This window comes from Pseudomonas sp. SH10-3B (genome assembly GCF_019891415.1).
GTDB lineage: Bacteria > Pseudomonadota > Gammaproteobacteria > Pseudomonadales > Pseudomonadaceae > Aquipseudomonas.
Map to the genome: position 1 here is coordinate 210,085 of NZ_JAFLXD010000003.1, position 20,854 is coordinate 230,938.

Here is a 20,854-nt window from a genome sequence, read left to right on the forward strand (position 1 = left end):
CCTGATGCGGCGCCGATCAGTGGAATTAACAGGTTTTACAATCCAACATTTCACCGGGTGAAACAATCACTCGCCAAACAATTCGACGATCAGCGTAAACAGCGTGGTCTTCACTGCACTGTCCAACTCGGTCCAGGCCAATCCCGTGCTGGCCTGGAACGCTCCCAACGCCAGCGGCCGCGACACGCAATTGGCCGGCAATGCCCGCGCGGCCTGCTGCGGCAAGACGCCGACGCCCAACCCGGCGCAGACCAGCGCGAGCATGGTGGTGAACTCGCCCAGTTCGGACGCGATCTGCAGGGGGATGCCGACAACCTGGATAAATTCGTCGTAGAACCCCGGCGCATACCGCCGTGCGAGGATGTACACCGGCACATCGAGCAGGTCGCCGGGTTGGATCGAATCCCGTGCGGCCAATGGATGATCCATCGGCAAGGCCACGCAGAATGGCTCGCGCAACACCACGCGGGTCTGCACCCCAGGATAGGCGGCGGGCAGGCGCATCAAGCCGAAATCCAGGCGACCATTTTTCAACGCGGCGGCTTGATCAGGGCCGGGCATGTCCTTGAGTTCCAGCTCGATACGCGGGTAGCGCTGATGCACCGTGCGGATCAACTCGGGCAACAGTTGCGGCAATACCGACGACACAAAGCCCAGGCGCACCCGGCCGATTTCCCCCCGGTTGGAGGCTCGCGCCGCCTCCGCCGCCCGCGCGGCCTGGTGCAGGGTCGCCTGGGCTTCGGGCAGGAACACTCGACCGGCATCGGTCAAGGTCACCGAGTGGCGATTGCGGTCCAGCAGGCGTACGCCCAGGCCACTTTCGAGCAGCTTGATCTGCATGCTCAGCGCCGGTTGCACAATCGACAACTGCGCCGCCGCCCGGCCGAAATGCAGCTCCTGGGCCAGTACCACAAAGGCGCGCAAGTGCTTGAGTTCCATCCAGCCTCCACGGTTATCACGGATATTGATCAGCCGATCATAAATGAACATTGGACCTGCGCCCTACACCGGAGTGAAGTTAAGCCCATCAGCCAAGGTTTTGATTATCACAGCGCGCCCGGAGAAATATGCCCATGCAAAGCGTTCTAGACACCTTTCGCCTCGATGGCCGGCTGGCACTGGTCACCGGCTCCAGCGCTGGTATCGGCCTGGCCATCGCCCGAGGCCTGGCCCAGGCCGGTGCACGGGTGGTGCTCAACGGGCGTAACCGCAGCACCTTGCGCGACGCCGCCGCCCTGCTGACGCTGGAAGGCCTGGAGGTGCACACCGAGGCGTTCGATGTGACCGACAGCGCGGCGATCCAGGCCGGCGTGGCCGCTATCGAGGAACGCCTCGGGCCCTTGGACATCCTGGTCAACAACGCAGGCATGCAGCGCCGTGGGCCGCTGGAAGACTACAGCGAGCAGCACTGGCGCGAACTGATCAGCACCAACCTCGACAGCGCCTTCCTGGTGGGCCAGGCTGTGGCGCGGGCGATGATCCCGCGCAAGCGGGGGCGCATCATCAATATCTGTTCGGTGCAAAGCGAATTGGGCCGCCCGGGCATCGCGCCGTATGCGGCGAGCAAGGGCGCGCTGAAGATGTTGACCAAGGGCATGGCCATCGACTGGGGCCCGCACGGGCTGACGGTCAACGGTATCGGCCCCGGCTACTTCAAGACCGAGTTGAACGCCAACCTGGTGGCCAACCCCGAATTCAGCGACTGGCTGGTGCAACGCACGCCGAGCCGACGCTGGGGCGACGTCGCTGAGTTGGCCGGTGCGGCAGTGTTCCTGGCCAGCGACGCGGCGAGTTTCGTCAACGGTCATATCCTCTATGTCGACGGTGGCATCACCGCGTCGCTGTAACCCTGGAGAACCTTATGCACGCCATTGTCTGCCACGCCTCAAAAGACCTGCGGGTCAGCCCCCAGGACGAACCTCACAGCCTGGGCCCCGAGCAACTGCGCGTGCGCATCGCCCGCGGCGGTATCTGCGGCTCGGACTTGCACTATTACCAGCACGGCGGCTTCGGCACTGTGCGCCTGCGCGAGCCGATGGTGCTCGGCCATGAAGTGTCGGCAGTGATCGACGCGGTGGGCTCGGACGCCGGCCGGTTCAAGGTCGGCCAGCGCATTGCCGTATCGCCGTCGCGTCCCTGCGGCGCTTGCCGCTATTGCCATCAAGGCCTGCCCAACCACTGCCTGGACATGCGCTTCTACGGCAGCGCGATGCCCTTCCCGCATGTCCAGGGCGCGTTTCGCCAGAGCCTGGTGATCGAGACGCATCAGGCACATGTGCTGGCTGATCACGTCAGCCTCGCCGAAGGTGCACTGGCCGAGCCGTTGTCGGTGGGGTTGCATGCGATCCAACGGGCCGGCGCAGTGTTCGGCAAGCGCGTGCTGGTGACCGGTTGCGGCCCCATCGGCAACCTGCTGATCGGCAGCCTGCACGCCGCCGGTGCCGCTGAAATCGTCGCGGTGGACCTGTCCGCCAGCGCCCTGGCCTGCGCGGAAAAAATGGGCGCCACGCGCACCCACAACATCGCCGACGGCATCGACGCGCTCAAGCGCTATACCGCCGAGAAGGGTTACTTCGAGGTGATGTTCGAAGTCTCCGGCAGCGCCCAGGCCCTGCGTAACGGCCTGGACTGCATCGCCCCGCGCGGCGTGCTGGTCACTGTCGGCTTGGGCGGCGAGGTGTCGCTGCCGCTGAACCTGCTGGTCAGCCGCGAGATCGACCTGCGCGGCACCTTCCGCTTCCACAGCGAGTTTGCCCAGGCGGTGGACTTGCTCAATCGCCAGGTCGTCGACGTACGCCCGGTGATCTCCCACACGGTGCCGTTCGAGCAGGCGGTGCAGGCGTTTGAATTGGCGGCGGACAAGACTCAGGCGATGAAGGTGGTGTTGGATTTTGGCGTGGCGGATCATCCTTGACGCTGTGACGAGCCCTTCGGGTCAGCCATATTTTTGTGGCGAGCGGGCTTGCCCTAGGCTTTTTGTAGGAGCGAGCTTGCTCGCGAAAAACGCCCAGACAACGCGTTCATTCTCGATAAGCGCGGTGGCCCTGAGTTCTTCGCGAGCAAGCTCGCTCCTACAGTGAATCACTTTCGCTTAACTGAACGCTTAGCGCTCTTGCAAGCGCTCACGCAAAAACCGGTGGCTCCTGGAAAACAACCGCCGATAGGTCAGCAACACCGCCCCCACCGTGCCCAACGCCGACGACGCGGCAATCAGGAACATGATCACGATCTGATACCGCACCGCGTCCACCGGGCTTTCCCCCGCCAGCACCTGGCCGGTCATCATGCCGGGCAGGCTGACGATGCCGACCACGGTCATCTGGTTCAGCGTCGGGATCATCCCCGCGCGTACCGCCTGGCGGATCGCTTCCTGCGCCGCCTCCCAGCGTGAGCCGCCGAGGGCCAGGATCATCTCGATGGTGTTGCGCCCCGAGGTCAGTTCCTGGGTCATGCGCTCAATCCCTAAGGACACACCGGTCAGGGTGTTGCCGAGGATCATGCCGAGGATCGGGATCGCGTACTGCGGCTCGTACCACGGGTGGATGCGGATCACCGCAAACAAGCCCACTGCCGTCACCAGCCACGAACTGCCCCACACCGACAGGATGCTGTCGACCCTTTGCCCACGGTACGTGCGGCGCCCACGTCCCGCCGCCGACAGCCCGGCGATCAGGGTCATTGCGCACATCAACGGCAGCACCACATACCAGTAGGCGAACTCGAACACCCAGCCCAGCAGGTAACCGATGGCCAACAGTTGCACCACGGTACGCACCGCCGCCCACAGCAACTGGCGGCCCAGGCCCAGGCGCAGCAGCAGGGAGAGCGCACCGTTGATCAGAATCAGCGAAGCGGCGATGCCCATGTCCAGGGCGGTGAGGTTTTGATAGTTCATGGCTGGACCGCCTCGCTCAACACCCCGGCACTCATGTGCAAGTGGATGTCGCTCATGCGCCGCGCCTGATCGAGGTCATGGGACACCCAGATATAGGCGCGGGCGTTATCACCGGCAAACCAGGCGCTGATCAACGCTTCCACATCGCCGGATGAGGTGGGGTCGAGGGCGGCGGTGGGCTCGTCCAGCAGCAACACCTCGGGATTGAGTTGCAGGGTGCGGATCAGCGAGACCACCTGGGCCTCGCCACCCGACAGGTCCAACGCGTTCTTGGTCAAAAAATCCGCCGCCTTACCGGCATGCCCCAGCAAAGTGGTCACCGCTTCCGGGTCGAAGCGGCGCTGGCGCAGGGTCTTGAGACTGAAGGGAAAACGCAGGTTGTCCTCCACCGTGCCTTCGAGCAGCGCCGGGCGTTGGGACAGGTAGCTGATATGGCTGCGGTAGTGCGGAATCTGCGCATCGACAATCGGCTGGCTATTCCACAGCACCTGCCCGCTGGTGGGGGCGTCCAGCAACGCCAATGCGCGCAGCAACACACTTTTGCCAGAGCCGGAGGAACCGGTGATCGACACCCGGTCGGCGCGGTTCAGGGTGAAATTCGTGGGTTGGAGCAACAGCACCTGGCGGCGCTCGTCCATGCGCGTGAGGGCGCGGGTTTCTATCAGTGCGCTCATGGACGCGGTGTTCCTCTTAAAACCTGTTGGGCGCAATGGTGCGGCAGACGCGGGAAGTTTTCATGAAAAAATTCAAACTATCGCCACCACTGCCGGGTTTGATCGCCGCGCACCAGAAAATCCTGGATACCCGCAAGGATAAATACTCGCTGAACACCGTAATTCAAAATGTGAGGGTGTGCCCTCCCTACGACTGGGATTATCAGCGCTATCTACACTGCTGTGTAGCAGCCAACGCTAACCACGATGCGAAGCGAGCCGCCCTTGATCTTGCTTTTGATCTTGATCTCAGGCGCCCCGTTAACCACGCTGGCCGGAATTCGATAGTGATTTGGGGGGTAAACCGGCAGGGATGCCGGTTTAGCCGCCCCGCGCCATGGATGGCGCGTGGCGGCGGCCCCCCACATCACTGTCGGATTACGGGCACACCGAGCCTAGGCGAGGTGCCGAGTGGTGGGGCGAAGCGTTTTTGGTTACTTTTGGCGCTCTTCCAAAAGTGACCCGCTGTAAGAGCGGAACCCTAAGTAGCCGTTACCGCAGCAATGGATATGTACCCGGTCCAATCCAAAAAAATGGTCGGCCCAGAGGCCGCTATCGGGAGCAAGCCCCCTCCCACACTTGACCCCATGCAAACCAAAAAAAGAGTACGGCTTCGATCCCAAGCCCGATTTGCAATCAAACGCCGCAGTGCCTATATTTCCCGCCTGGCGCTCTCTACGCCACCTTCCGCGGAAAGGGCTGCGCCCAGGACAATGAAGCTCTACCTCATTTCTACGACTCCCAACCTTAAAGCGGAAAAGGTTTGTGCAAGGAGATCGTATGTCGCAACGCCCTGTATCCTCCAACACCGATGGCCGTCTCAACCTTGAGCAGCAGCGCAAGCGCGCCAAGGAACTGTTACGCCAGCTGAAAGCCCATGACCCCAGCGCCACCCTGTCCCAGGCTCAGTGGGAGATCGCCAAGCAACTGGGTTTCAGCAGTTGGCCCAAGCTCAAGGCCCATGTCGACGCCATTGACTTCGCCGCCCGCCATCCCGACTTTGCCGCCAGCGACGAAGCACGCACTACCCATTGGCGCTGCGGCAATGACATTGCCCATAGCCTTCAGATTGCCGGGTTCAAGGGCCAATTCCACATGCTGAGCGACCCGCTGTGCATGGGCCCGGTGCGCGACGTGCCCGCCGCAGAGTTCCGCGCCCTGCGCAGCGCGTTCATCAGCCAGGCCTTTGCCATTCCCTTAGCGGACGTCACGCGCCGCGTCGACGATGAATACGCTCAGCTCCACACCTTGGCCAGTGCCGAGCACAGCGTGCTGTGGTGCGAGGCGGATGCCTATGACCAGTTGTTCCTGATCCGTGCCCTGGCCGGCCTGGAGCAGGCACCGCCCAAGCTGGAGCTGATCGAGGTGGATTGCATTCCCGGCGTCGAGCGTTTTATCGGCATCGGCCAACTGGCGCCCGATGTATTGGCGTGGCTCTGGCCCCAGCGGCGGCTGATCGGTGACGATGCCGTGCAGTTGGCCAAACAGGCGTGGTCGGCCTATTGCGACAGCTCACCGACTCAGTTGGCCGAGCTTGCCCATGGCAAACACCCGGCCCTGCCCTTGCTGGCGCCGGCGCTGTTGCGTCAATTACAGGAGTTGCCGGGAACACACGATGGCCTGTCGCTGACCGAACGCCTGGCCCTGACCTACCTCGCCGAAGCCGGGCCGCTGCCATTTGGCCGTGTGTTCGCCGAGCTGATGGCCAGTCGCGACCCGCTGCCGTTCCTGGGGGACATGATGTTTCATGCGCTGTTGCGGCCGTTGATCGATGGCGAGCAGCCATTGCTGACGGAAACCGAGACGCATCTGGATTGGCCCCGCCGCCCGCTGTCGCTGACCCCGTTGGGCCATAGCGTGCTCAACGGACAGGCGTACTGGCTCGATCATGCCAGCCACGAACGCTGGGTGGGCGGAACGTGCATCAGGCCCGGCCAACCGCACTGGATGATTGATGAGGCCCTGCGCCCTCAGTACAGAACACCGTAAAAAAACAGCCCGCCGTGCATCACCCACGGCGGGCTTTCTTACAACCGCCAGCGCTTACGGCAACGGCTCGAACTTCAAGGCGCTCAAGCTCTGCACCTTGTCCTCGCGGACCATCTTGTATTCGGTGTTCGGGCCGATCCAGCGGTCCCAGATCGCATCGATCTCCCCTGCCTTCTCCATCGTCATCAACGAATCGTTGACCTTGGCCAGAAACGCCGGCTCATCGCGGCGCATGCCGGCGCCGATCGGTTCGAGGGCCATCGGCTCCTTGGCCAGGGCCAGTTCGACACCACTGGCCTTGGCCTGGTTGACCAGTTTCAGCGCGGTCATGGTGTTGGTCACCAGGCCCACCACCTTGTTCTGTTGCAACGCCATGTAGGCCGAGCCGGTGTCCTGGAAGGTCACCGGGGTGGCCCCGGCAAGGCGGATAGACTGCTCGGAGGTGGAGCCCTTGGTGGAGCTGATGCGCTTGTCCTTGAAGAAGCTTTTCGGCTGGTCGGCATTCGCCGCGCGCACCACCAGGGTTTCCTTGGCGATGTAGTACGGGTCGCTGAACTGGATCTGTTCGGCGCGGGTCTTGGTGTAGGCCAGGTTGGCAAAGATCACGTCGACGCGGCCCATTTTCACTTCGGGAATCCGCGCTTCAACCGACAGCGGCTTGAGTTCCAGGGCCACGCCCATGGTCTTGGCCAGGGCCTTGCACAGGTCCACATCCATGCCCACCAGCTCGCGGGTTTTCGGGTCCGGCGCGGAGAATGGCGGCACGTCGGCGTAGACGCCGCAGCTCAGGGACTGCTTGGCCATAATGTCGCTCAACTGGTCGGCCTGTGCGACGGCGATCGCCAATGGCCCCAATGCCAGCGCGGTAAACAGATGCTTCATCCCCATGGGAAATCTCCAGAAAGTTGGACCAGCAAAAATGGCAGAGGGAGCAAAGCCGCCGCAGCTCAATGGGCCCGCAGGTCGGCGATAAAACGTTGCGCTCGCGGGTGCGAAGGCTGGGTGAAGAAGGCGTCGGGGCTGCTCTTTTCCAGAATCTGCCCCGCGTCCATAAACCAGATGGTGTCGGCCACTTCACGGGCGAAGTTCATCTCGTGGGTCACGCACATCATGGTCATGCCGTCCTTGGCCAGGCCCTTCATCACGCTCAGCACTTCACCGACCATTTCCGGGTCGAGGGCGCTGGTGGGCTCGTCGAACAGCATCACCGGCGGTTCCATCGCCAATGCCCGGGCAATCGCCACGCGCTGCTGCTGGCCGCCGGACAACTGCGCCGGGTAAGCACCGGCCTTATGGGCCAGGCCGACGCGGTCGAGCAATTCCATGGCCTTCTGTTTGGCAGCGGCGCCCTTGAGGTTGCGCAGCTTGTTCGGCGCCAGGGTGATGTTTTCCAGCACCGACAGGTGCGGGAACAGGTTGAAGCTCTGGAACACAAACCCCACGCGGCTGCGCAGGCGGTTGATCTGCGCGTCGGTGCCGTGCACGTCCTGCCCGTCGAACAGGATCTGGCCGGCCTGGATGTCTTCCAGGCGGTTGACCGTGCGGATCAGCGTCGACTTGCCAGAACCCGAGGGGCCGCACAGCACCACCACTTCACCGGGTTGCACCTCGGCGGTGATGTCGGTGAGCGCCTGGTACTCGCCGTACCATTTATTGATTTTCGAAAACATGATCATTGGATGCATGAGCGCAGCCCTCTTCAATTATCGGTGGTCAGCAACGGACCGCCCGCCACGGTTTGCCCGCCATCGCCCAGGCGCTTGCGGGCAATGCGTTGCTCCACCCAACCGGCCAGGCGGGTCAGGCCGAAACACAGCAGGTAGTAGATGATCGCCAGGATGAAAAACACCTGGAACGGCTTGGTCAGCAGCTGGTTATTGACCTGGTTGGCGGCGAAGGTCACTTCCTGCACGTTGATCACGTAGCCCAGGGAGGTTTCCTTGATGATCGAGATGAACTGGCTGATCAGGCTCGGCAGCGCGTTGTACAGCGCCTGGGGCAGGATCACCCAGACCGTGGTGCGCACATAGCCCAGGCCCAGGGCGCGGGACGCCTCGTACTGCCCGGCCGGCAGCGCCTGGATGCCGCCGCGAATGATTTCGCACAGGTAGGCGCTCTGGTAGATCACCAGGGTGCAGAGCATGGTCATGAAGCCGGTGATGTTATGGCCGATCAGCAACGGCACCAGGAAGTAGGTCCAGAAGATCACCATCAGCAACGGGATGCCACGCAGCACGTAGACCCACACTGTCGCGACCCAGTACAACCCCTTCCACGGCGACACCCGCGCCAAGGCCAGCAGCAGGCCGAACGGGAACGCCAGCAGCAACGCCAGCGCCGCCAGGATCAGGGTACTCGCCAGGCCGCCCAGCGGGCCGTGGGGGTATTGGCCGATCAGGAACAGCGTCCAGTTCTGCTGCACGATTGAAAACATATCGAACATCGCGGTCTACCTCGCCAGGGCTTTGCTGAAGTGGCGGGCGAGCAACGCCCCGGCCCCCATCAGCAGCAGTGAAAACACCAGGTAGAAAACCGTGGCCACCAGGTACGACTCAAAGGTGCGGAACGTGTAGTTCTCCACTTCGCGGCTGGCGTAGGTCAGTTCCATCACGCCGATCGCCATCGCCAGGCTGGTGTTCTTGAACAGCAGCACGGTGTGGTTGATCAGCGACGGCAGGCAGTTACGCACGCCCTGGGGCAGGATCACGTAGCGCATCGAACGCACGTAGCCCAGGCCCAGGGCCCTGGACGCTTCGGTCTGCCCGGCGGGAATGGCGCGCAGGCCGCTGCGCATGTCTTCACAGAAATACGCAGCCTGGCACAGGCCCAGGGCGATCACCGAGAACAGGTATTCAGTGTTGTGGTTGGCCAGCCACAGTTGCGTGGACTCGCCAAGCAGCGTCGGCACGCCGAAGTACCACAGCATCAGTTGCACCAGGGTCGGCACATTGCGGTGGTACGACACATACCCCGCCACCAGGCGGTCGGCCAGCTTGTTACCGGTCAGGCGCACCGTGACCAGTGTCAGCGCCAGCAGCATCGCCAGCAGCCAGGCGAACAGCGCCAGCTGCAAGGTCATTTCGATGCCCTTGACGATCAGCTCGGCGTACTCGCCTTGCAGAATCGCGGCCAAATCGAAGTCTTGCTTCATGGTCAATCCCTATCGGCATTGGGCTAGGGCAGAAATCAAAATCACCCGGCGTGGCCGTGGCGGGATGCAGCGCTGACGGATCGATCCGTTCTTTTGCCGGGGCTCGGATTCAGCCCTGGTAGTCCTGGGGCCGCGCGGTGGAAAGCCCGCCCGGTACCTGCAAGGTCGGGGTGATTTCCATGTGCCCGATGTTGACCGCAATCGGCGCGGCAATCGCGAAGGCGATGGCATTGGCGATGTCCTCGGCCTGGGGCAATTCAAAGCCCTCGACGAAGCGCTTGTAGGTGGCTTCGGAATCGCCGTGCACGTGGGCAAAAATATCCGTGGCGACCCGACCCGGGCAGATCTCGGTGACCCGCACGCGCTTGCCGAACGCATCGATGCGCAACTGGCGCGAAAGCATGCTCACGGCGGCCTTGGTCGCGTGGTAGGTGGAGTTGCCGCCAAAGTTGTAGGCCGCCGCGATCGAACTGATGTTGATGATGTGCCCGCAGTCGCGCTCGACCATGCCCGGCAGCGCCAGCCGTGCCAGGTGCAACACGGCGCGCAGGTTGACGTCGATCAGCAGGTCGATGCCGTCGGCGTCGGCCTTGAGCAGGGAACCGGGTTTGTCGACGCCGGCGTTGTTGACCAGGATGTCGAAGGTGTTCTCGGCGAACAATTGGGTCAACCCGGCAAGGTCGGTCACGTCGATGGCGTGGGCGATGCAGCCGGTCCTGGCCGCCAGTTCCTGCAACTTGTCGGCGCTGCGGGCCAGGGCATGCACCTGCACGCCTTCCTGGCACAGACGCTCGACAACGGCGGCGCCGATGCCGGAGGAAGCCCCGGTGACCAGCGCGGTTTTGTAGTCGGAAAATGGCATGGGGTGGTCCTTGTGCTACGGGTTATGGTGCGACTCTATCCAGCCTTCGGGCGCTGGACCAAGACGCAATGATTGTGTGGCGATAAGGCCTGCTTATGACGCGGCCAGCAGCTGGGAAATCGGCGTGATCCGGCCGCCCAGTTGCTCGATTTCGGCGCGAATGGTGCGCGCCAGTTCGACCGCGCCGGGGGTGTCGCCATGCAGCAGGATCGAATGGGCCGGCACCCGCAGCACCTTGCCGCTGAGGGCGGTCACGGTGCCCTCCTCCAGTAACTGCCGCACCCGGCGCAGCACCGCTGCCGGCTCCTTGATCACCGAACCGTCGACCTTGCGCGGCACCAGCAGGCAATCATCGTCATAGGCACGGTCGGCGAGAAACGTGGTGGCGACGCGCAGGCCGCATTTCTCGGCAGCGCCCTCGATGGCGCGGCTGCTGGAGGAGCTGATGATCAGCGTCGGGTCAAACGCCGCCACCGCCCGCACCAACGGCTCGGCCAACGCCGCATCGGCGGCGGCCATATTGCCCAGGGCGCCGTGGAAGCTCATGTGGGTCATGCGATGGCCGTTGACCGCCGCGATCCCGGCGAGCGCGCCGAGCTGGTAGATCACATGGGTGGCGAGCTCCTTGATCTCGATGTTCATCTGCCGACGGCCAAAGCCCATCAGGTCCGGGAAGCCCACATGTGCCCCCAGGTCGATGCCACCAGCCTTGGCCAGGCGCACCGTGTTGTCCATGATCAGCGGGTCGCCGGCATGGAAACCACAGGCGACATTGGCCGATGAAATCAGGCGCATCAGCGCTTCATCCTCGCCCATGCGCCACGGGCCGAAGCCTTCGCCCAGGTCGGCGTTCAAATCAATCTTCATGCGGGGTACTCCACACCAAGGAAGGCTTCGCCGTAGCCGACGGTGGTGCCGCACGGCACGCGCACATCGACGACCCGTGCGGCGCGGGGCGCGCGCAAGGGCAACAGCAACTCACCCACTTGCAGCAGCGCGACTAGTTGCCCGGCGCTGAGCTGATCGCCCACCGCCACGAACGGTTGATCCAGTTGGGGATGGGTCAGCAGCAAGCGCCCCAGGCCGGTGGCGCGCAGCACCTGGTCTTCAACCACGGCAACGGCAGGCGCCGCAACAGCAGCGGCCGAGGCACCGCGCTTGAGCGTCAGGTGCACACCGGGGCGGCTCATTTCGGCACCGGCCAGGTGGTGCTCCTTGAGCCACAGCGCCAATTGACGAATTTCCTCAAGGGTCATGCTTTCACTCCTTCACGGTGCAGTTCCAGCAGGCGGCTGACTTCACGCAGATACGCGCGATTGGTTTCCAGGGCCTCGACGGCCTCCAGGTAGCTGCACTCGATAAAGCGCACCTTGCCGCCGATGGGCGCCTGGCCCAGGCGCCAAAGGTCGGCCTCGATCACACTGCCGAACTTGGGGTAGCCGCCGCTGGGCTGGGCGTCACGCATCTGGATGATGGGCTGGCCGCCGTGGGGTACCTGGATCACCCCCGGCACGATGCCGTGGGAGCGAATTTCCATCGGGGCGATGGGCAGCAGCGGTTGGCCTTCCATCCGGTAGCCGTAGCGATTGCTCTGGGTGGTGATCTTCCATTCACCGGCCCAGAACGCTGCGCGGGAAGCCTCCTGGAAGCGCTCGTATTCGGCGGCGGGCAACACGCGCATGGCAGGCACCCCATCAACCTGCAACGGCAGCGCCAGGCTTGGCGCCAACACCCCAACATCCAGCGAAAACGGGCTGATACCGGGGCGCAGTGCCCCCAGCCGATCACCCTGTTGCAGGGCGCGGCCGTCGAGGCCGCCGAACTCGCCGCGCAATTGAGTGCTGCGTGAACCCAGCACCGACGGCACATCCACCCCGCCCGCCAAACACAGATAGGCACGGCTGCCAGACGTCGGATAGCCCAGGCTCAAGACCTGGCCTTCGCGGCCCTGGCACACCCAGTTCGGTGGCAAGGGCTGGGCGTCCAGGGTGGCGTCGCAAGCGGCGCCGGTCACCGCAAAGGCACAGTCCTGCAGCAGCCGTACCTCGAACGGGAACAGCGGTATTTCAATCGCGGCAGCGTCTTCGGGATTGCCCAGCAACAGGTTGCCCAGGGCCAGGGCCAGGTGGTCCATGGCGCCCGATGTGCCCACGCCATAACCCAGGCTGCCGAAGCGGCCGAAGTCCTGCACGGTGGCCAGGGCGGTGGCCGATAAGATCTCGATCATCGAATGATCCTCTCGATGCGCAAGCGCAGGAAATCACCCGGCCGCAAGATCGCGGGCGGGGTTTGGGCGGGGTCGAAAAACGCCATTTCAGTGCGGCCGATGGTGTTCCAGCCGCTGGGGCCGGCCGAGGCGGACACCCCGGTCTGCACCCCGCCGATGGACACCGAGCCCGCCCCGATATTCAGCACCGGCACCTGGCGCCGAGGCGTGGCCAGGCGCGGGTCCATGCCACCGAGGTAGCAATAACCGGGGTGGCTGCCCAGCGCGTACACCGGGTACAGCGGTTCGCAGTGCAGGTTGGCGATGGTCTCGATATCCAGTCCGGTGTGGGCAATCACATCCGCCATGTGCGGGCCGAACTCGCCGCCGTACACCACCGGCAATTCGACGATGCGCCCCTCCAGGGGCAGCGGCTGGCTCATCTCCCAGGCCTCCAGCAGGCGCTGGCACAGGCCGTTCAGTTCACGCGGCGGCGTGAGGAAGGTGAGCATCAGGTTGTTCATGCCGGGCACGGCTTCGTGGATCTCGGGCCATTCGCCGGCTTGCAGGGCCAGGCGCCAGATACGCTGCTGCGGGGCTAGGTCCAGTTCTCCCGGCGCCTCGAACAGCAAGGCGCTGGAGCCCAGCAGGCTGATGACAGGGGCGGTGTTCATGTCGGACTCCTTTGCTGCAACCAGCGCTCCAGGTGATGAATATCGACGCCGCCGGCGCAGAACGCCGGGTCATCAAGAATGTCGCGGTGCAACGAAATGTTGGTGCTGATGCCCTCCACGACCATCTCGCTCAGGGCCAGGCGCATGCGCGCCATGGCTTCTTCACGCGTGGCGCCGTGGGTGATGACCTTGGCCACCATCGAGTCGTAGTACGGCGGCACGCGGTAGCCGGTGGTGACATGGGAATCGACCCGCACACCAAAGCCGCCGGGCACTTCCCAACGCTGGATCAGGCCGGGGGTCGGCATAAAGGTCAGCGGGTCCTCGGCGTTGATGCGGCACTCCAGGGAGTGGCCGTTCAGTTGAACGTCCTCCTGGCGCACGCTGAGCACTTCACCGCGGGCCATGCGCAGTTGCTGCTGGACGATGTCGATGCCGGTGGTCATCTCGGTGACCGGATGCTCCACTTGCAGGCGCGTGTTCATCTCGATGAAGAAGAAATCGCCGTCCTCATACAGAAACTCGAAAGTGCCCACGCCGCGATAGCCGATGCGGCGGCAGGCCTCGGCGCAGCGTTCGCCGACCGTGGCGATCAGCGCGGGATCGATGCCCGGCGCCGGCGCTTCTTCCAGGACTTTCTGGTGGCGACGTTGCAGGGAACAGTCGCGGCAGCCGAGCCAGATCGCATGGCCATGGGCATCACACAGCACCTGGATTTCCACGTGCCGAGGGTGGCCGAGGAATTTCTCGATATACAGTTCAGGGTTGCCGAACGCCAACCGCGCTTCTTCGCGAGTGAGACCTATGGCGGCCAACAACTCGGCCTCTGCCTGTACCACGCGCATGCCGCGACCGCCGCCGCCACCGGCGGCCTTGACGATCACCGGATAGCCGATTTCGGCGGCAATGGCGAGGATGCTCGCGTCGTCGCTCGGCATGCTCGAATCCGGCCCCGGCACGCACGGCACACCGGCTTCACGCATGGCGCGCTTGGCTGCCACCTTGTCGCCCATGGTGCGAATGCATGCGGCGCTCGGCCCGATAAAGGTCAACCCGGCCGCTTCGATGCGCTCGGCAAACCCGGCGTTTTCCGACAGGAACCCGTAACCGGGGTGGATCGCCTGGGCACCACTGACCTTGGCGGCAAACAGCAGCGCCGTCTGGTTCAAGTAGCTCAGGCCCGGTGCGGCCGGGCCGATGCACAGCGACTCATCGGCGTTTTGCACATACTGCGCATGACGGTCCGCTTCGGAGTGCACCGCCACAGTCTTGATGCCCAGGCCATGGCAGGCACGCTGAATGCGCAGGGCGATTTCGCCACGGTTGGCGATCAGCACTTTGTCGAACATTGAATTCACCTGAATAACGAATACGCGTGGGGGTCAACCGAGCCGGAACAGGGCCTGGCCCGCTTCGACTTCGACGCCGGCCTGGGCAAGAATCTCAACCAACTTGCCGGCAACCTTGGCCTTGACCGGATGGAACATCTTCATCGCCTCGATCACCGCCACGGTCTGGCCGGCTTCAATGGCTTGGCCCACGGTGACGAACGGCGCTTCACCGACGGCGGGCGTCAGGTGCAGGACGCCATAGAGGCTGGCCTTGATCTCCACGGCGGAGCTGGCCACGGGGGTTGCGGGTGTTGGCGCTGCGGTCACGGCCGGCGCGACGCTGGTGATCACCTGACCTGCCTGCTTGAACAGCCGCAGCGTGCTGTCGCCTTCGGTCAGGCTCAGTTCCAGCAGATCGGATTCGGCCAGCAAATCCATCAACCCCTTGATACGTGCTGAATCCATGTATGGCCCCTGCCTGTCGAGCGTGTCTTGAGTGGATGGGCCCAATCTACCGAGCCCCTCGAAAAGCGGCCAAGACGCTTTGGCTTTGGGGTGATAAGCCGACCTTATGACCACTCAAATCAGGCTGCCACGCATCGTCGCCACCAGCTCCAGCAGGATCGCCTTGACCGCCTGGGCCGGCACCGACAACGGCAAATGCCCCGACAGGCACAGCGCCAGCGGCGCCTCCACCTCGGGCTCGACGATGCGGCACATGTGCACCGAAGTGGCCGCCACCATCACCCGCGCCGACGATTCCGGCAGGATGGTCGAGCCGAAATGGTCGGCCACGGCGGCGGTCAGCGTGGTCGAGGATTCAATTTCGGCCACCACCCGCGCACTCAGGCCGATGCGCAGAAAGGCTTCATCCACCAGCCGACGCATCACGTTGTAGGGGCGCGGCAGCAGCATGTCCATGTCGGCCAGTTCGGCCAGGGGCACTTCTTCACGTGTAGCAATCGCCGGGTCGGCACTCACCAGGTACAGCGGCTCGCGCAACAACGAGACAAAACTCAGGCCATGCACCTCGCGCCCGCCATACAGCACGGCCATGTCCATGCGGCCGTTCATGATCAGCTCGCTCAAGGTGGTACCGAAGTTTTCATTGAGGTACAGCAGGATGCCAGGGTGGCGCTCACGCACGGTGCGCAGCAGCGGCAATGACAACGCCGACGCCGCAGTGCCCGGCGCCAGCCCCACCGAAACCTGCCCGGACAACGCCTGGCCGGTGGCATTGATATCGCTCTGCGCCTGTTCACACTGGCGCAAAATAATCTGCGCATGGGCATACAACACCTTGCCCGCCTCGGTCGGCGTGACGCCACGCTTGGTGCGAATCAACAGCTGCTGTTGCAGCTCGGCTTCCAGGGTTGCCAGTTGTTGGCTCAACGCCGGTTGCGCCACATGCAGCACATCGGCAGCCTGGGTCATGCTGCCGATGTCGACCAGTTTCACGAAGTACTTCAGGCGGCGCAGGTTCAAAATGGCGATGCTCATGTAATGGACAAGTGATGCCTTAAATGTGGGAGGGGGCTTGCTCCCGATGAGGCAGTGTCAGTTGATGCATCTGTGACTGACATACTGCTATCGGGAGCAAGCCCCCTCCCACATTTGGTTTTGCGTACACCTGGCAGGTTTGCAAAAGACAGGCCATCGGTATAACCACCCATAAGGCTTTGCTATGGGTGCCCCTGATCCTCCATCCAAAGCACCCGCCCGGAGCAGCCAGGACTGGACGCACCACAACAGCGCAGCGCCAGCCATAAGCACTTCCTATCAAACCAGAACAAACTCATCTTATGGCGCCCTCCCCCACCCCTCGTACTGTGACCCCCGTCAACACCATCAACGAGGAACGCCCGTGACTGCCTCCCGCATCGCCGCCCGTGTGCAACGCATCAAACCATCGCCCAGCAGCGCCGCGTCCGACCGCGCCAACGAGCTGCGTCGCCAGGGCCAGTCCATCATCAACCTGGTGGTGGGCGAGCCGGATTTCGATACGCCACCCAATATTCGCCAGGCCGCCAGTGCCGCCATTGAGCGCGGTGAAACCCGCTACACCCAGAACGCCGGTACTCCGGAGCTGCGCCAGGCCATCGTCGACAAGCTGGCACGGGAAAACGCCCTGATCTACACCGCCCAGCAGGTGCTGGTGACCAGCGGCGCCAAGAGCGCGATCTTCAACGCCTTCGCCGCCACCCTCGGCGCCGGCGATGAGGTGCTGATCCCGGCGCCGTACTGGGTGTCGTACCCGGACATGGTGCTGGCCTGCGAAGGCGAGCCCGTGACCCTCGCCTGCCCTGAACACAACGGCTTCAAGCTGACCCCAGGCCAGCTGCGCGCGGCGATCACCCCGCGTACCCGCTGGCTGCTGCTCAACTCCCCCAGCAACCCCACCGGCGCCAGCTACAGCCACAGCGAATTGCGCGCCCTGGCCGATGTGCTGCTGGACTATCCGCATGTGCTGCTGATGACCGATGACATCTACGAGCACATCCGTTTCGACGGCCTGGACAACCCGCATATCCTCGCCATCGAGCCGGCCTTGAGCGAGCGCAGCCTGGTGGTCAACGGCGTGTCCAAGACCTACGCCATGACCGGCTGGCGCATCGGTTACGCCGCAGGCCCCACCGACCTGATCGGCGCCATGGCCACCCTGCAATCGCAGTCCACCAGCAACGCCTGCTCGATCAGCCAGGCGGCGGCGGTGGAAGCGCTCAACGGCGACCAGAGCTTCGTCCAGCAAAGCGTGCGGGTCTACCAGCAACGCCGCGACCGCTGCCTGGAGCTGCTCAATGCCATTCCCGGTCTCAGTTGCCGCAAGCCCGATGGTGCGTTCTACCTGTATGTGAATTGCGCTGGCCTGCTGGGTAAAACTACGCCCGAGGGCAAGGTGCTGCACACCGACAGCGACGTCGTGATGTACCTGCTGGAAAGCCAGGGTGTGGCAGTTGTGGCGGGCACGGCGTATGGCCTGGCGCCGTTTTTCCGCATGTCGATCGCTACCGCGATCACCACCCTCGACCAAGGCTGTGCGCGCATCAAAGCCGCCGTCGCCGCGTTGCGCTGAGGGCCGACCATGACCGTGGCAGCCCACCCGCCCCTGAGTTTCCAGCAGGCCTTGCTGGCCATGCTCGGCATCTCCCTGGTGCTGATGCTCTCGGCACTCGACCAGACGGTGATCGGCAACGCCTTGCCGAGCATCGTCGCCGAGCTCGATGGCTTTGAACTCTACGCGTGGGTTGCCACCGGCTACCTGTTGGCGTCCATCGTCACCATTCCGATTTTCGGACGGCTGGGGGATTACTACGGGCGCAAGCCGTTCGTGCTCGCCGCCACGTTGATTTTCACCCTGGCCTCCCTGGCCTGCGCCGTGGCCAATGACATGCTGCTGCTGGTGATCGGCCGCGCCTTGCAAGGCGTGGGCGGCGGCATGCTGATCGGCACCGCGTTCGCCTGCATTCCCGAACTGTTTCCCGATACCCGCCAACGCCTGCGCTGGCAAATGCTCTTGAGTGCGCTGTTCAGCGTGGTCAATGCCATCGGGCCGGGCCTGGGGGGTTACTTGACCGGCGCCTTTGGCTGGCGCTCGGTGTTCTACCTCAACCTGCCCCTGGGGTGCCTGGCGCTGTTGATCGCCTGGCGCTTTCTGCCCTGGTACCGCCCGCAGCAGCGCAGCGGCATTCGCCTGGACTGGCCCGGCGCGCTATTGATCGCACTGGCCCTGGGCAGCCTGCAGCTATTTGTGGAGTGGCTGGGGCATTCGAGCCTGGCGTTGAGCGCCGCCCTGGGCCTGGGCTGCATGGCCGCGATCATCGCGCTGTGGCATTGGGAGCGGCGTTGCCCGCATGCGCTGTTGCCGGCGGCGCTGTTCAGTTTGCCGAGCCTGCGATTGTTGTTCGTACTGTCGGTGGCGGCCGGCGCGATCATGTTTTCGCTGCTGTTCTACCTGCCGCTGTTGCTGCAAGGCGCCTACGGCTACTCGCCCCAGGACGCCGGCCTGTTGATCACGCCGCTGGCGTTGAGCATCACCTTGGGGGCCATCGTCAACAGCCGCATCGTGACCCGTTTGCGCAACCCCAACCATTTGCCGCTGGCGGGCTTTGTCGCACTGCTGCTGGCGTGCCTGGGCCTGGCGGTGGTCGGGCGCGGGGCCGCGTTCAACCTGTTGCTCGGTTTGATCCTGCTGGCCGGCCTGGGGCTGGGATTTATCCTGCTCAACCTCACGGTCTTCACCCAGACCCTGGCCGAACGGCAGTTTCTGGGGATTGCCACGGCGCTGACCCAGTCCCTGCGCCTGGTCGGCGGGCTGCTCGGCACCGCAGGCATGGGGGTGCTGGTAAATCTGCTGTACAGCGCCAACGTGCAGCGGGTGTTTCTCGCGGCAAATCACGCCGAGGGCATTGCCGTGTATGCCGATCCGCAAACGCTGTTGCATGCCAACCTCGACGCCTCGCCCTGGCTGAACCTGGCCCGCGATGCCCTGGCGCAGTCCGTGGGCGTCGGCCTGTTGCTGTGCGCCGGGATCGGCGTGCTGGCGCTGTTCATCCTGTACCGCTTGCCGCCGGTGCGACTGCATGTCGTGCCGGCCACCGTTGCTCCTGAAAAACCTGCTCCTGAAAACAAATAGAAAACCTTCACTGCCGCTTTTGACTGCCCTCAAAAAACCAAACACACATGGGGATGACACCGATGGAGCTTTTCAATCGCGCACCGACAGTACTCGCCGGCCTTTGTGGCCTGCTGATCGCCCAACAGGACTACGCCGCCGGCCTGGTGGAAGACAGCAAGCTCAACGTGCTGGCCCGCAACTTCTTCAGTAACGCCGACAACCGCAGCGGCGCGGCCGACCCCAACTACACCCAGGAATGGGGCCAGGGCTTTATCGCCAACTTCGAGTCGGGTTTCACCCAGGGCACGGTGGGCTTCGGCATCGACGCTATCGGCATGTTCGGCGTGCGCCTGGACTCCGGCAAAGGCCGTCACTACAACCCGCAAAGCACCGCGTTCAACGGCAACGTGTTCCCCACCGATCACGATGGTCGCGCGGTGGACGAGTTCGGCAGCCTGGGCCTGACCGCCAAGGCGCGCTTTGCCCGGACCGAGCTGAAATACGGGACCCTGGTGCCGATGCTGCCGGTGGTGATGTCCACCGACCGCATGCTGCAACAGACCTTCAACGGCGGACAGGTGCAGTCCAAGGACCTGGACCATTTCACCTTCACCCTCGGCCAGTTGGAACACGTGAAAGGCCGTGGTTCGAGCAACCAGATGGGCATGTCGATCCCGGGCGCCAACAACGCGGTCACCGGTGAGTTCGTCAACAAGTTCTACTACGGTGGCGTCGACTACAAACCCACCAAAGACCTGACGTTGCAGTACTACTACGGCAACCTGCAGGACTTCTACAAGCAGAACTTCCTGGGCCTCAAGTACGACTGGCAGATCGGCCCGGGCACCCTGCGCACCGACCTGCGCCACTTCGACAACCGCTCCGACGGCGCCAACGGCAACGACCCGGCGTTCTACACCTTCGGCTACTACGGCGACGGCGTGACCAAGGGCAAGGTCGACAGCCGCCTGAGCAGCGCCCTGTTCACCTACCTGGTCAACGGCCACACGATTGCCGCCGGCCTGCAACAGGTCAGCGGCGACAGCGATGCGGTGTGGCTGAACCAGGGTGACGGTTCCACGGCCTACTTCATGACCGAGTCGATGATCGGCAAATTCCAGCGCGCCGGGGAAACCACCTGGCAGGTGCGTTACGGCTATGACTTCGCCACGATCGGCGTGCCAGGCCTGAGCTTTATGGGCATGTACGAAAGCGGCTCGAACATCCGCACGCCAACGGGTGACAAGAGCGAGTGGGAACGCAACCTGACCGTGAGCTATGTGTTCCAGCAAGGCCCGCTGAAGAACCTGAGCATCGCCTTGCGCCATGCCTCATTGCGCACCGAAGTGACCACCCAGCGTGACAGCGATGAGCATCGGGTGATCATCAGTTACCCGTTGAGCATCTTGTAAGCCCAT

At 63.8% G+C, this 20,854-nt stretch carries 22 protein-coding genes; 7 read left to right on the plus strand and 15 right to left on the minus strand.

All coding sequences use genetic code 11. The features are described from left to right. Positions 1 to 66: 66 nt before the first annotated feature. Positions 67 to 939: a LysR family transcriptional regulator gene (locus J1G35_RS04020; RefSeq protein WP_223013704.1), complete on the minus strand. Its 873-nt coding sequence runs from the start codon at positions 937 to 939 to the stop codon at positions 67 to 69. A gap of 134 nt (positions 940 to 1,073) precedes the next feature. On the opposite strand from J1G35_RS04020, the gene J1G35_RS04025 reads away from it, so the two are divergent. Together J1G35_RS04025 and J1G35_RS04030 are read left to right on the plus strand one after the other, a co-directional pair. Then, entirely contained in the window at positions 1,074 to 1,847 is a 774-nt protein-coding gene (locus J1G35_RS04025) for a glucose 1-dehydrogenase (RefSeq protein WP_027606142.1), read from the plus strand. A gap of 14 nt (positions 1,848 to 1,861) precedes the next feature. Then, a complete protein-coding gene (locus J1G35_RS04030; protein ID WP_223013639.1) occupies positions 1,862 to 2,914 on the plus strand; it encodes an L-idonate 5-dehydrogenase in 1,053 nt (350 codons plus the stop codon). Between the two features lie 189 nt (positions 2,915 to 3,103). Here J1G35_RS04030 and fetB read toward each other — a convergent pair whose 3' ends face one another. Together fetB and J1G35_RS04040 are read right to left on the minus strand one after the other, a co-directional pair. Further along, positions 3,104 to 3,895 carry an iron export ABC transporter permease subunit FetB gene (fetB, locus tag J1G35_RS04035; protein WP_223013641.1) on the minus strand — a complete coding sequence of 264 codons (792 nt, stop codon included), beginning with the start codon at positions 3,893 to 3,895 and terminating at the stop codon, positions 3,104 to 3,106. Further along, positions 3,892 to 4,569: an ATP-binding cassette domain-containing protein gene (locus J1G35_RS04040; RefSeq protein WP_223013643.1), complete on the minus strand. Its 678-nt coding sequence runs from the start codon at positions 4,567 to 4,569 to the stop codon at positions 3,892 to 3,894. Before J1G35_RS04040 ends, fetB begins: the two co-directional genes overlap by 4 nt. Positions 4,570 to 4,631: 62 nt before the next feature. On the opposite strand from J1G35_RS04040, the gene J1G35_RS04045 reads away from it, so the two are divergent. Then, positions 4,632 to 5,069 (plus strand): hypothetical protein, encoded by a 438-nt coding sequence (locus tag J1G35_RS04045; RefSeq protein WP_223013645.1) that lies wholly within the window; start codon positions 4,632 to 4,634, stop codon positions 5,067 to 5,069. Positions 5,070 to 5,388: 319 nt separating this feature from the next. Continuing rightward, positions 5,389 to 6,597, plus strand: a complete 1,209-nt coding sequence (locus tag J1G35_RS04050; RefSeq protein ID WP_223013647.1) for a DUF1835 domain-containing protein — start codon at positions 5,389 to 5,391, stop codon at positions 6,595 to 6,597. A gap of 54 nt (positions 6,598 to 6,651) precedes the next feature. Here the strand turns inward: J1G35_RS04050 and J1G35_RS04055 are convergent, their stop codons facing one another. The 12 genes from J1G35_RS04055 to nac all read right to left on the minus strand — a co-directional run bounded on the left by J1G35_RS04055 (position 6,652) and on the right by nac (position 16,306). Then, the gene (locus J1G35_RS04055) at positions 6,652 to 7,485 is read right to left on the minus strand and encodes an ABC transporter substrate-binding protein (RefSeq protein WP_223013649.1); all 834 of its coding nucleotides are present in this window, start codon (positions 7,483 to 7,485) and stop codon (positions 6,652 to 6,654) included. Positions 7,486 to 7,544: 59 nt separating this feature from the next. Beyond that, positions 7,545 to 8,273: an amino acid ABC transporter ATP-binding protein gene (locus J1G35_RS04060; RefSeq protein WP_169899070.1), complete on the minus strand. Its 729-nt coding sequence runs from the start codon at positions 8,271 to 8,273 to the stop codon at positions 7,545 to 7,547. 23 nt (positions 8,274 to 8,296) lie between these two features. Beyond that, positions 8,297 to 9,040 (minus strand): amino acid ABC transporter permease, encoded by a 744-nt coding sequence (locus J1G35_RS04065; RefSeq protein WP_053138766.1) that lies wholly within the window; start codon positions 9,038 to 9,040, stop codon positions 8,297 to 8,299. A 6-nt stretch (positions 9,041 to 9,046) separates the two neighbouring features. Then, positions 9,047 to 9,748 carry an amino acid ABC transporter permease gene (locus J1G35_RS04070; protein WP_065940245.1) on the minus strand — a complete coding sequence of 234 codons (702 nt, stop codon included), beginning with the start codon at positions 9,746 to 9,748 and terminating at the stop codon, positions 9,047 to 9,049. Positions 9,749 to 9,857: 109 nt separating this feature from the next. Further along, positions 9,858 to 10,610: an SDR family oxidoreductase gene (locus J1G35_RS04075; protein ID WP_053138772.1), complete on the minus strand. Its 753-nt coding sequence runs from the start codon at positions 10,608 to 10,610 to the stop codon at positions 9,858 to 9,860. A gap of 93 nt (positions 10,611 to 10,703) precedes the next feature. Beyond that, positions 10,704 to 11,477: a 5-oxoprolinase subunit PxpA gene (locus J1G35_RS04080; RefSeq protein WP_223013651.1), complete on the minus strand. Its 774-nt coding sequence runs from the start codon at positions 11,475 to 11,477 to the stop codon at positions 10,704 to 10,706. Next, positions 11,474 to 11,866 carry an acetyl-CoA carboxylase gene (locus J1G35_RS04085; RefSeq protein WP_053138777.1) on the minus strand — a complete coding sequence of 131 codons (393 nt, stop codon included), beginning with the start codon at positions 11,864 to 11,866 and terminating at the stop codon, positions 11,474 to 11,476. Before J1G35_RS04085 ends, J1G35_RS04080 begins: the two co-directional genes overlap by 4 nt. Further along, complete coding sequence (locus J1G35_RS04090) at positions 11,863 to 12,837, minus strand: biotin-dependent carboxyltransferase family protein (RefSeq protein WP_223013653.1); 975 nt, start codon at positions 12,835 to 12,837, stop codon at positions 11,863 to 11,865. The genes J1G35_RS04085 and J1G35_RS04090 overlap by 4 nt, the downstream gene beginning before the upstream one ends. Then, entirely contained in the window at positions 12,834 to 13,490 is a 657-nt protein-coding gene (gene pxpB, locus J1G35_RS04095; RefSeq protein ID WP_053138784.1) for a 5-oxoprolinase subunit PxpB, read from the minus strand. Before pxpB ends, J1G35_RS04090 begins: the two co-directional genes overlap by 4 nt. Continuing rightward, positions 13,487 to 14,839 carry an acetyl-CoA carboxylase biotin carboxylase subunit gene (accC, locus tag J1G35_RS04100; RefSeq protein WP_223013655.1) on the minus strand — a complete coding sequence of 451 codons (1,353 nt, stop codon included), beginning with the start codon at positions 14,837 to 14,839 and terminating at the stop codon, positions 13,487 to 13,489. Before accC ends, pxpB begins: the two co-directional genes overlap by 4 nt. Before the next feature lie 33 nt (positions 14,840 to 14,872). After that, positions 14,873 to 15,286: an acetyl-CoA carboxylase biotin carboxyl carrier protein subunit gene (locus J1G35_RS04105; protein WP_223013657.1), complete on the minus strand. Its 414-nt coding sequence runs from the start codon at positions 15,284 to 15,286 to the stop codon at positions 14,873 to 14,875. A gap of 114 nt (positions 15,287 to 15,400) precedes the next feature. Further along, complete coding sequence (gene nac / locus J1G35_RS04110; protein WP_223013706.1) at positions 15,401 to 16,306, minus strand: nitrogen assimilation transcriptional regulator NAC; 906 nt, start codon at positions 16,304 to 16,306, stop codon at positions 15,401 to 15,403. Between the two features lie 379 nt (positions 16,307 to 16,685). Here nac and J1G35_RS04115 point away from each other — a divergent pair, with 379 nt between their 5' ends. From J1G35_RS04115 to J1G35_RS04125, 3 genes are all read left to right on the plus strand, one after another. Further along, entirely contained in the window at positions 16,686 to 17,894 is a 1,209-nt protein-coding gene (locus J1G35_RS04115) for an aspartate transaminase (protein ID WP_053138793.1), read from the plus strand. A gap of 9 nt (positions 17,895 to 17,903) precedes the next feature. Beyond that, complete coding sequence (locus J1G35_RS04120; RefSeq protein WP_223013659.1) at positions 17,904 to 19,454, plus strand: MFS transporter; 1,551 nt, start codon at positions 17,904 to 17,906, stop codon at positions 19,452 to 19,454. 62 nt (positions 19,455 to 19,516) lie between these two features. Then, on the plus strand, positions 19,517 to 20,848 hold the full coding sequence (locus tag J1G35_RS04125) for an OprD family porin (RefSeq protein WP_223013661.1): 1,332 nt from the start codon (positions 19,517 to 19,519) through the stop codon (positions 20,846 to 20,848). Positions 20,849 to 20,854: the final 6 nt, after the last annotated feature.

Coding starts and splice junctions, on each gene's coding strand:
- J1G35_RS04020 (WP_223013704.1), bottom strand. CDS start 939: ATGGAACTCAAGCACTTGCGCGCCTTTGTGGTACTGGCCCAGGAGCTG.
- J1G35_RS04025 (WP_027606142.1), top strand. CDS start 1,074: ATGCAAAGCGTTCTAGACACCTTTCGCCTCGATGGCCGGCTGGCACTG.
- J1G35_RS04030 (WP_223013639.1), top strand. CDS start 1,862: ATGCACGCCATTGTCTGCCACGCCTCAAAAGACCTGCGGGTCAGCCCC.
- fetB (WP_223013641.1), bottom strand. CDS start 3,895: ATGAACTATCAAAACCTCACCGCCCTGGACATGGGCATCGCCGCTTCG.
- J1G35_RS04040 (WP_223013643.1), bottom strand. CDS start 4,569: ATGAGCGCACTGATAGAAACCCGCGCCCTCACGCGCATGGACGAGCGC.
- J1G35_RS04045 (WP_223013645.1), top strand. CDS start 4,632: ATGAAAAAATTCAAACTATCGCCACCACTGCCGGGTTTGATCGCCGCG.
- J1G35_RS04050 (WP_223013647.1), top strand. CDS start 5,389: ATGTCGCAACGCCCTGTATCCTCCAACACCGATGGCCGTCTCAACCTT.
- J1G35_RS04055 (WP_223013649.1), bottom strand. CDS start 7,485: ATGGGGATGAAGCATCTGTTTACCGCGCTGGCATTGGGGCCATTGGCG.
- J1G35_RS04060 (WP_169899070.1), bottom strand. CDS start 8,273: ATGATCATGTTTTCGAAAATCAATAAATGGTACGGCGAGTACCAGGCG.
- J1G35_RS04065 (WP_053138766.1), bottom strand. CDS start 9,040: ATGTTCGATATGTTTTCAATCGTGCAGCAGAACTGGACGCTGTTCCTG.
- J1G35_RS04070 (WP_065940245.1), bottom strand. CDS start 9,748: ATGAAGCAAGACTTCGATTTGGCCGCGATTCTGCAAGGCGAGTACGCC.
- J1G35_RS04075 (WP_053138772.1), bottom strand. CDS start 10,610: ATGCCATTTTCCGACTACAAAACCGCGCTGGTCACCGGGGCTTCCTCC.
- J1G35_RS04080 (WP_223013651.1), bottom strand. CDS start 11,477: ATGAAGATTGATTTGAACGCCGACCTGGGCGAAGGCTTCGGCCCGTGG.
- J1G35_RS04085 (WP_053138777.1), bottom strand. CDS start 11,866: ATGACCCTTGAGGAAATTCGTCAATTGGCGCTGTGGCTCAAGGAGCAC.
- J1G35_RS04090 (WP_223013653.1), bottom strand. CDS start 12,837: ATGATCGAGATCTTATCGGCCACCGCCCTGGCCACCGTGCAGGACTTC.
- pxpB (WP_053138784.1), bottom strand. CDS start 13,490: ATGAACACCGCCCCTGTCATCAGCCTGCTGGGCTCCAGCGCCTTGCTG.
- accC (WP_223013655.1), bottom strand. CDS start 14,839: ATGTTCGACAAAGTGCTGATCGCCAACCGTGGCGAAATCGCCCTGCGC.
- J1G35_RS04105 (WP_223013657.1), bottom strand. CDS start 15,286: ATGGATTCAGCACGTATCAAGGGGTTGATGGATTTGCTGGCCGAATCC.
- J1G35_RS04120 (WP_223013659.1), top strand. CDS start 17,904: ATGACCGTGGCAGCCCACCCGCCCCTGAGTTTCCAGCAGGCCTTGCTG.
- J1G35_RS04125 (WP_223013661.1), top strand. CDS start 19,517: ATGGAGCTTTTCAATCGCGCACCGACAGTACTCGCCGGCCTTTGTGGC.